Here is a 7,128-nt window from a genome sequence, read left to right as displayed (position 1 = left end):
GCCGGCAAAAATACCGCAGATGGGGCGGTGTCAGCTAGAGAGCCGCGAAGGTTCCCTGCGCCTTGGCCACCAACTTGTCGCCCTGGAGCACGTCGGCGTCGACCACCAGCGTGCGCCGCCCGGCATGCAGCACGCGGGCGGTGCACAGCACCTCACCCTCGCTGACGGCGCGCATGTAGTTGATCTTGCACTCGATGGTCACGCTCTGCTGGTCGAAACCATGGCTGGCCGAACAGGCCAGGCCCATGGCGATATCGACCAGGCTGAAGATCGCCCCGCCGTGCAGCTTCTGGCCACGGTTGCGCAACTGCGGCTCGAGCGCCAGGGCTACCTCGGCAACGCCGGTGTCGAGGCGTTGCAGGCGGCAGCCCAGCAGTTGGCTGAAGGCGCTTTCGACGTACTCTTTCGGGACGTCCATCACTTCTTCTTCAACTGCTTGGCGTTGGCGAACAGCGAGGCCATGGCGTTGTTGGCCGGTGCGGCGGTGGTGGTTTCACGGGGGCGCGGTGCCTGCTGCTGGCGGTTGCCGCCATTGCCGCCACGGCCGCCGCCACGGTTGCCTTCGACCTTCTCGCCCGGGGTGTCGCTCATGCGCATGGACAGGCCGACCCGCTTGCGCGGGATGTCCACTTCCATGACCTTGACCTTGACCACGTCGCCGGCCTTGACGGCTTCGCGCGGGTCCTTGATGAACTTCTCGGACAGCGCCGAGATGTGCACCAGGCCGTCCTGGTGCACGCCGATGTCGACGAAGGCACCGAAGTTGGTGACGTTGGTCACCACGCCTTCGAGGATCATGCCCGGCTCCAGGTCCTTGAGGTCTTCGACGCCGTCCTGGAAGGTGGCGGTCTTGAACTCGGGGCGTGGGTCGCGGCCGGGCTTGTCCAGCTCCTGCAGGATGTCGGTGACGGTCGGCAGGCCGAAGGTTTCGTCGGTGAACTGCTTCGGGTCCAGGCGCTTGAGGAAGCCGCTGTCGCCGATCAGCGAGCGGATGTCGCGCTCGGTGCCGGCGGCGATGCGCTGCACCAGCGGGTAGGCCTCGGGGTGCACGGCGGAGGCGTCCAGCGGGTTGTCGCCATTCATCACACGCAGGAAGCCGGCGGCCTGTTCGAAGGTCTTTTCACCGAGGCGGCTGACCTTTTTCAGCGCGGCGCGGGTGGCGAACGGGCCGTTGGCGTCGCGGTGGGAAACGATGTTCTGCGCAAGCGTGGCGTTGAGGCCGGAGATGCGCGTCAGCAGCGCCACCGAAGCGGTGTTGACGTCCACGCCCACGGCGTTCACGCAGTCCTCGACCACGGCATCCAGACCACGGGCCAGTTTCAGCTGCGACACGTCGTGCTGGTACTGGCCGACACCGATGGATTTCGGGTCGATCTTCACCAGTTCCGCCAGTGGGTCCTGCAGGCGGCGGGCGATTGACACGGCGCCACGGATCGATACGTCCAGGTCCGGGAACTCGCGGGCGGCCAGTTCCGAGGCCGAGTACACCGATGCGCCGGCCTCGGAAACCATGATCTTGGTGATCTTCAGTGCTGGGTATTTCTTAACCAGCTCGGCCACCAGCTTGTCGCTTTCGCGGCTGGCGGTGCCGTTGCCGATGGCGACCAGCTCCACCGAGTGCTTGGCGCACAGGGCGGCCATGATCGAGATGGTGCGGTCCCAGTCGTTCTTCGGCGCGTGCGGGTACACCGTGGTGTAGTCCAGCAGCTTGCCGGTGGCATCGACCACGGCGATCTTGCAGCCGGTGCGCAGGCCGGGGTCGAAGCCCAGGGTGGCGCGCGGGCCGGCCGGGGCGGCCAGCAGCAGGTCGTGCAGGTTGTGGGCGAACACGTTGATCGCCTCGCCTTCGGCGTTGTCGCGCAGCTCGCCGAACAGGTCGGTTTCCAGGTGGGTGTAGAGCTTGACCTTCCAGGTCCAGCGCACCACTTCGCCCAGCCACTTGTCGGCCGGGCGGTTGCGGTTTTCGATACCGACGTGGCTGCCGATCATCACTTCGCACGGGTGCAGGGTGCCGGGCAGCTCTTCGCCGACTTTCAGCGAGGCGCTCAGTACGCCCTCGTTGCGCCCGCGGAAGATCGCCAGGGCGCGGTGCGACGGGGCGGTGCGCAGCAGTTCGTCATGGGCGAAGTAATCGCGGAACTTGGCGCCTTCCTCTTCCTTGCCGGCCACCAGGCGGGCGCTGAGCACGGCTTCCTGCTTGAGGAAGTTGCGCAGTTTTTCCAGCAGGGCGGCGTCTTCGGCGAAGCGCTCCATGAGGATGTACTTGGCGCCTTCGAGCGCTGCCTTGATGTCGGCCACGCCTTTTTCGGCGTCGACGAAGCGCGCCGCTTCGCTTTCCGGATTCAGTTGCGGGTCGTTGAACAGGCCGTCTGCCAGCTCGCCGAGGCCGGCTTCCAGGGCGATCTGGCCCTTGGTGCGACGCTTCTGCTTGTAGGGGAGGTAGAGGTCTTCGAGGCGGGTCTTGGTGTCGGCGAGCTTGATTTCGCGGGCCAGTTCCGGGGTCAGCTTGCCCTGCTCCTCGATGCTGGCGAGGATGCTGGCGCGCCGGTCGTCGAGTTCGCGCAGGTAGCGCAGACGCTCTTCCAGGTGGCGCAGCTGGGTGTCGTCCAGGCTGCCGGTCACTTCCTTGCGGTAACGGGCGATGAAGGGCACGGTCGAGCCTTCGTCCAACAGGCCCACGGCCGCTTCGACCTGTTGTGGGCGCACGCCCAGTTCCTCGGCGATACGGCTGTTGATGCTGTCCATGAGAACCACCTGACAAATAGTGAATGCAAGGCCGCGGGTGGCTGTTCAGGCCCGGCGGCGCTGGGTGAAAGGCGCGCATTATACCCATCGTGCCGGGCTTGCGGTGATGGCGCCGGGCCATGGGCCGCGGCATGGAAGTGGCACCATGGGAAAAATCTGCTAACAATGCACACGGCACGCGCTGCAATGGCTACGCCATAATGCGCGGCGATCTCAGAGGAGCAATTCATGACCAGCACCGCAAACGCCGCAGATGGCGACAAGATTCTCATCGTCGACGACGACCCAGGCCTGAGCAGCCTGCTGGACCGTTTTTTCACCAGCAAGGGCTTCCGTGTACGCACCGTGCCCAACGTCGAACAGATGGACCGCCTGCTGGCCCGTGAGGTGTTCAACCTGGTGGTGCTCGACCTGATGCTGCCGGGCGAGGACGGCCTGTCCGCGTGCAAGCGCCTGCGCGCGTCGAACAACCAGATCCCGATCATCATGCTCACCGCCAAGGGCGACGAGCTCAGCCGTATCAAAGGGCTGGAGCTGGGCGCCGATGACTACCTGGCCAAGCCCTTCAACCCCGACGAGCTGGTGGCCCGGGTCAAGGCCGTGCTGCGTCGCCAGTCGCCGACGGTGCCGGGCGCACCGGGCAGCGAGGAAGAGACCGTCACCTTCGGTGACTACGAACTGTCGCTGGCCACCCGCGAACTCAAGCGTGGCGACGAAACGCACATGCTTACCACCGGCGAATTCGCCGTGCTCAAGGCCCTGGTGATGCACGCCCGCGAGCCGCTGACCCGCGACAAACTGATGAACCTGGCCCGTGGCCGCGAATGGGATGCGCTGGAGCGCTCCATCGACGTGCAGATCTCGCGCCTGCGCCGGATGATCGAACCCGACCCGTCCAAGCCGCGTTACATCCAGACCGTGTGGGGCGTGGGCTACGTCTTCGTGCCGGACGGAAACGCCGGCAAATGAGCCAGCCGGCTCGTTGCGACGGTGCAGGGCGGCTCGCAGGAGCCGCCCTGTTTTCGTCTGTGGCGCGCGGCTTTTCTACGTTGCCCTTGCTGATTAGTAGTGATCGATGAAAACCCCTCTGTGGTTCCCGCAAAGTTTCTTCGCCCGCACCCTGTGGCTGGTGCTGATCGTCGTGCTGTTCTCCAAGGCACTGACCTTGGTGTACCTGCTGATGAACGAGGACGTGCTGGTCGATCGCCAGTACAGCCATGGCGTGGCCCTGACGTTGCGCGCCTACTGGGCGGCGGATGAAGAGAACCGTGACAAGATCGCCGAGGCTGCCGGGCTGATCCGGGTCACCGGCTCCGGCGTGCCGGAAGGCGAGCAGCACTGGCCGTACAGCGAGATCTACCAGCGCCAGATGCAGGCCGAACTGGGTGATGACACCGAGGTGCGCCTGCGTATCCACGCGCCGCCGGCGCTGTGGGTAAATGCGCCGAGCCTGGGCCCGGGCTGGCTCAAGGTACCGCTGTACCCGCACCCGTTGCGCGGGCAGAAGATCTGGAACGTGCTGGGCTGGTTCCTGGCCATTGGCCTGTTATCCACCGCCTCGGCGTGGATCTTTGTGCGCCAGCTCAACCAGCCGCTCAAGCGCCTGGTGTTCGCCGCCCGCCAGCTGGGCCAGGGGCGCAGCGTGCGCCTGCCGGTCAGCGACACCCCCAGCGAGATGACCGAGGTGTACAAGGCGTTCAACCAGATGGCCGAAGACGTCGAACAGGCTGGGCGTGAGCGCGAGTTGATGCTGGCCGGTGTCTCCCATGACTTGCGCACGCCCTTGACCCGGCTGCGCCTGTCGTTGTCGCTGATGGACAACGACAGCGACCTCAGCGACGACATGGTCCGCGACATCGAAGACATGGATGCGATCCTCGACCAGTTCCTGGCGTTCATCCGTGACGGGCGCGACGAGCCGGTGGAGGAGGTCGACTTCAACGAGCTGATCCGTGAAGTGGTGGCGCCGTACAACCAGCCCAAGGAGCGCGTGCGCCTGTGCCTGGAGCCGATCCCGCCGTTCGCGCTGCGCCGTGTGTCGCTCAAGCGCATGCTCGGCAACCTGATCGGCAACGCCCTGCACCACGCCGGCAAGGGCGTGGAGGTGGCGGCCTATGTATCGGGTGACCAGAGCGCGCCGTACGTGGTGCTCAGTGTGCTGGACCGTGGCACGGGCATCGATGAATCGGAGCTGGAGACCATCTTCAACCCGTTCATCCGTGGCGACCGGGCACGGGGTGGCAAGGGCACCGGGCTGGGGCTGGCGATCGTCAAGCGGATTGCCGCGCAGCATGGTGGCAATGTCGAGTTGCGCAACCGGTCCGGTGGCGGGATCGAGGCGCGGGTGAGACTGCCGTTGGGGTTGCTGTTGCCGCGTAACGCCGTCTGATCGTTGTTGTTTGAGCTGGCCTCTTCGCGGCTAAAGCCGCTCCCACAGAGAACATGCAAAACCCTGTGGGAGCGGCTTTAGCCGCGAAGAGGCCGGTACAGGCACCATCAACCCTTGCCTTTGGTCCGGGTCTGATTCGGCCCGCCATTCTTCTCCAGGTGCTCGATGATCATCCCGGCCACATCCTTGCCGGTGGTCACCTCGATCCCCTCCAGGCCCGGTGAGGAATTCACCTCCATCACCAGCGGCCCGTGGTTGGAGCGCAGGATATCTACACCCGCCACGCTCAGCCCCATCACCTTGGCCGCGCGGATCGCCGTCATGCGTTCCTCGGGGGTGATCTTGATCAGGCTGGCCACGCCACCGCGGTGCAGGTTGGAGCGGAACTCGCCGGGCTTGGCCTGGCGCTTCATCGAGGCGATCACCTTGTCGCCGACCACGAAGCAGCGGATGTCGGCGCCGCCGGCCTCCTTGATGTATTCCTGGACCATGATGTTCTGCTTCAGGCCCATGAACGCCTCGATCACCGACTCGGCGGCCTTGGTGGTTTCACACAGCACCACGCCGATGCCCTGGGTGCCTTCGAGCACCTTGATCACCAGCGGTGCGCCATTGACCATCTGGATCAGGTCAGGAATGTCGTCCGGCGAATGGGCGAAGCCGGTGATCGGCAGGCCGATGCCGCGGCGTGACAGTAGCTGCAGCGAGCGCAGTTTGTCCCGCGAACGGGCGATGGCCACCGATTCGTTGAGCGGGTAGACGCCCATCATCTCGAACTGGCGCAGCACCGCGCAGCCGTAGAAGGTGACCGAGGCACCGATGCGCGGAATTACCGCATCGAAGCCTTCCAGCGGCTTGCCGCGGTAATGGATTTGCGGCTTGTGGCTGGCAATGTTCATGTAGGCCCGGAGCGTGTCGACCACCACCACTTCATGGCCCCGCTGGGTACCGGCCTCGACCAGGCGGCGGGTGGAATACAGACGCGGATTGCGCGACAGCACAGCGATCTTCATGCAGCACCTGTGACAGGGGAAAGGGTGGCCGGGAAGGCCGGTTTGTCCTGGACGTACTTGAGGCCGGGGTTGACGACCAACTGGCCGTGGATGAGCGCCTTGGAGCCCAGCAGCAGCCGATAACGCATGTTCTTGCGGCAGGCCAGGGTGAACTCCACTTCCCAGACCCGGTCGCCAAGCGCCAGGGTGGTGCGGATCACGTAGCGGGCCTGGGCCTGGCCGTTGGAGCTCTTGATGCTTTTCATGGTCACCAGCGGCGCCTCGCAGCGCCGATGGCGCAGTTGCACCACCGAGCCCAGGTGCGCGGTGAAACGCACCCAGGGCTGGCCATCGCGCTCGAAGGGTTCGACGTCGGTGGCGTGCAGGCTCGAGGTGCTGGCGCCGGTGTCGATCTTGGCGCGCAGGCCGGCCAGGCCGAGGTCGGGCAGGGCGACCCACTCGCGCAGGCCGATCACAGTCAGGTGGTCAAATGTCTTCACGGAGCGTGCCCTGCGGATAAGGTGGTGAACTGTAATGACGGCACGGACTTTTTGCATCCGTCAGTCACGGTAGTACAGTTCCGTGAAAGACAGAATTCGAGGAAAAACCATGGCACAAAAGCCCGAAGACGATGACAAGGTCCGCCTGGACAAATGGCTGTGGGCGGCGCGCTTCTACAAGACCCGTGCGCTGGCCAAGGCGGCCATCGAAAGCGGCAAGGTGCACTGCCGGGGCGAGCGTTGCAAGCCGGGCAAGGAGCCACGGGTGGGCGACGAATTCCTGCTGCGCACCGGCTTCGACGAGCGCACCGTGGTGGTCAAGGCGTTGTCGGCGGTACGCCGTGGCGCGCCTGAGGCGCAGACGTTGTATGAAGAAACCGCCGAGAGCGTGAAGCGCCGCGAGCAGGCGGCCGAGCTGCGCAAGGCAGGGGCGATGGGCGTGACCACCGACGGGCGGCCGAACAAGAAGCAGCGTCGGCAGATTCACCAGCTGCATGGCAGT

At 65.4% G+C, this 7,128-nt stretch carries 7 protein-coding genes; 3 read left to right on the top strand and 4 right to left on the bottom strand.

Annotation, left to right across the window (positions count from 1 at the left end; all coding sequences use genetic code 11):
• Positions 1-34: 34 nt before the first annotated feature.
• Complete coding sequence (locus ACQ4N9_RS26190) at positions 35-418, bottom strand: PaaI family thioesterase (RefSeq protein WP_390966349.1); 384 nt, start codon at positions 416-418, stop codon at positions 35-37.
• Entirely contained in the window at positions 418-2,745 is a 2,328-nt protein-coding gene (locus tag ACQ4N9_RS26185) for a Tex family protein (RefSeq protein WP_390966347.1), read from the bottom strand. Before ACQ4N9_RS26185 ends, ACQ4N9_RS26190 begins: the two co-directional genes overlap by 1 nt.
• A gap of 228 nt (positions 2,746-2,973) precedes the next feature.
• Between ACQ4N9_RS26185 and ompR the strand changes: the two genes are divergently transcribed.
• Together ompR and ACQ4N9_RS26175 are read left to right on the top strand one after the other, a co-directional pair.
• Positions 2,974-3,714 carry an osmolarity response regulator transcription factor OmpR gene (gene ompR, locus ACQ4N9_RS26180; RefSeq protein ID WP_110992190.1) on the top strand — a complete coding sequence of 247 codons (741 nt, stop codon included), beginning with the start codon at positions 2,974-2,976 and terminating at the stop codon, positions 3,712-3,714.
• 106 nt (positions 3,715-3,820) lie between these two features.
• A complete protein-coding gene (locus tag ACQ4N9_RS26175; RefSeq protein WP_279846170.1) occupies positions 3,821-5,134 on the top strand; it encodes an ATP-binding protein in 1,314 nt (437 codons plus the stop codon).
• 107 nt (positions 5,135-5,241) lie between these two features.
• On the opposite strand, the gene rimK is transcribed toward ACQ4N9_RS26175, so the two are convergent.
• Both rimK and ACQ4N9_RS26165 read right to left on the bottom strand, forming a co-directional pair.
• Positions 5,242-6,147 (bottom strand): 30S ribosomal protein S6--L-glutamate ligase, encoded by a 906-nt coding sequence (gene rimK / locus ACQ4N9_RS26170; protein ID WP_110992192.1) that lies wholly within the window; start codon positions 6,145-6,147, stop codon positions 5,242-5,244.
• The gene (locus tag ACQ4N9_RS26165) at positions 6,144-6,626 is read right to left on the bottom strand and encodes an ATP-dependent zinc protease family protein (protein ID WP_110992193.1); all 483 of its coding nucleotides are present in this window, start codon (positions 6,624-6,626) and stop codon (positions 6,144-6,146) included. The genes rimK and ACQ4N9_RS26165 overlap by 4 nt, the downstream gene beginning before the upstream one ends.
• Before the next feature lie 109 nt (positions 6,627-6,735).
• On the opposite strand from ACQ4N9_RS26165, the gene ACQ4N9_RS26160 reads away from it, so the two are divergent.
• On the top strand, positions 6,736-7,128 hold a 393-nt coding region (locus ACQ4N9_RS26160; RefSeq protein ID WP_430934074.1), incomplete at its 3' end, for an RNA-binding S4 domain-containing protein.

It is taken from the genome of Pseudomonas sp. ES1, from assembly GCF_050586605.1.
GTDB lineage: Bacteria > Pseudomonadota > Gammaproteobacteria > Pseudomonadales > Pseudomonadaceae > Aquipseudomonas > Aquipseudomonas sichuanensis.
The sequence above is the reverse complement of the archived record's forward strand: the minus strand, read 5'-3'. Positions and strand labels throughout refer to the sequence as shown.

What these genes read in the sequence shown, in the direction of transcription:
- ACQ4N9_RS26190 (WP_390966349.1), bottom strand. Translation starts at nt 418, where the DNA reads ATGGACGTCCCGAAAGAGTACGTCGAAAGCGCCTTCAGCCAACTGCTG.
- ACQ4N9_RS26185 (WP_390966347.1), bottom strand. Translation starts at nt 2,745, where the DNA reads ATGGACAGCATCAACAGCCGTATCGCCGAGGAACTGGGCGTGCGCCCA.
- ompR (WP_110992190.1), top strand. Translation starts at nt 2,974, where the DNA reads ATGACCAGCACCGCAAACGCCGCAGATGGCGACAAGATTCTCATCGTC.
- ACQ4N9_RS26175 (WP_279846170.1), top strand. Translation starts at nt 3,821, where the DNA reads ATGAAAACCCCTCTGTGGTTCCCGCAAAGTTTCTTCGCCCGCACCCTG.
- rimK (WP_110992192.1), bottom strand. Translation starts at nt 6,147, where the DNA reads ATGAAGATCGCTGTGCTGTCGCGCAATCCGCGTCTGTATTCCACCCGC.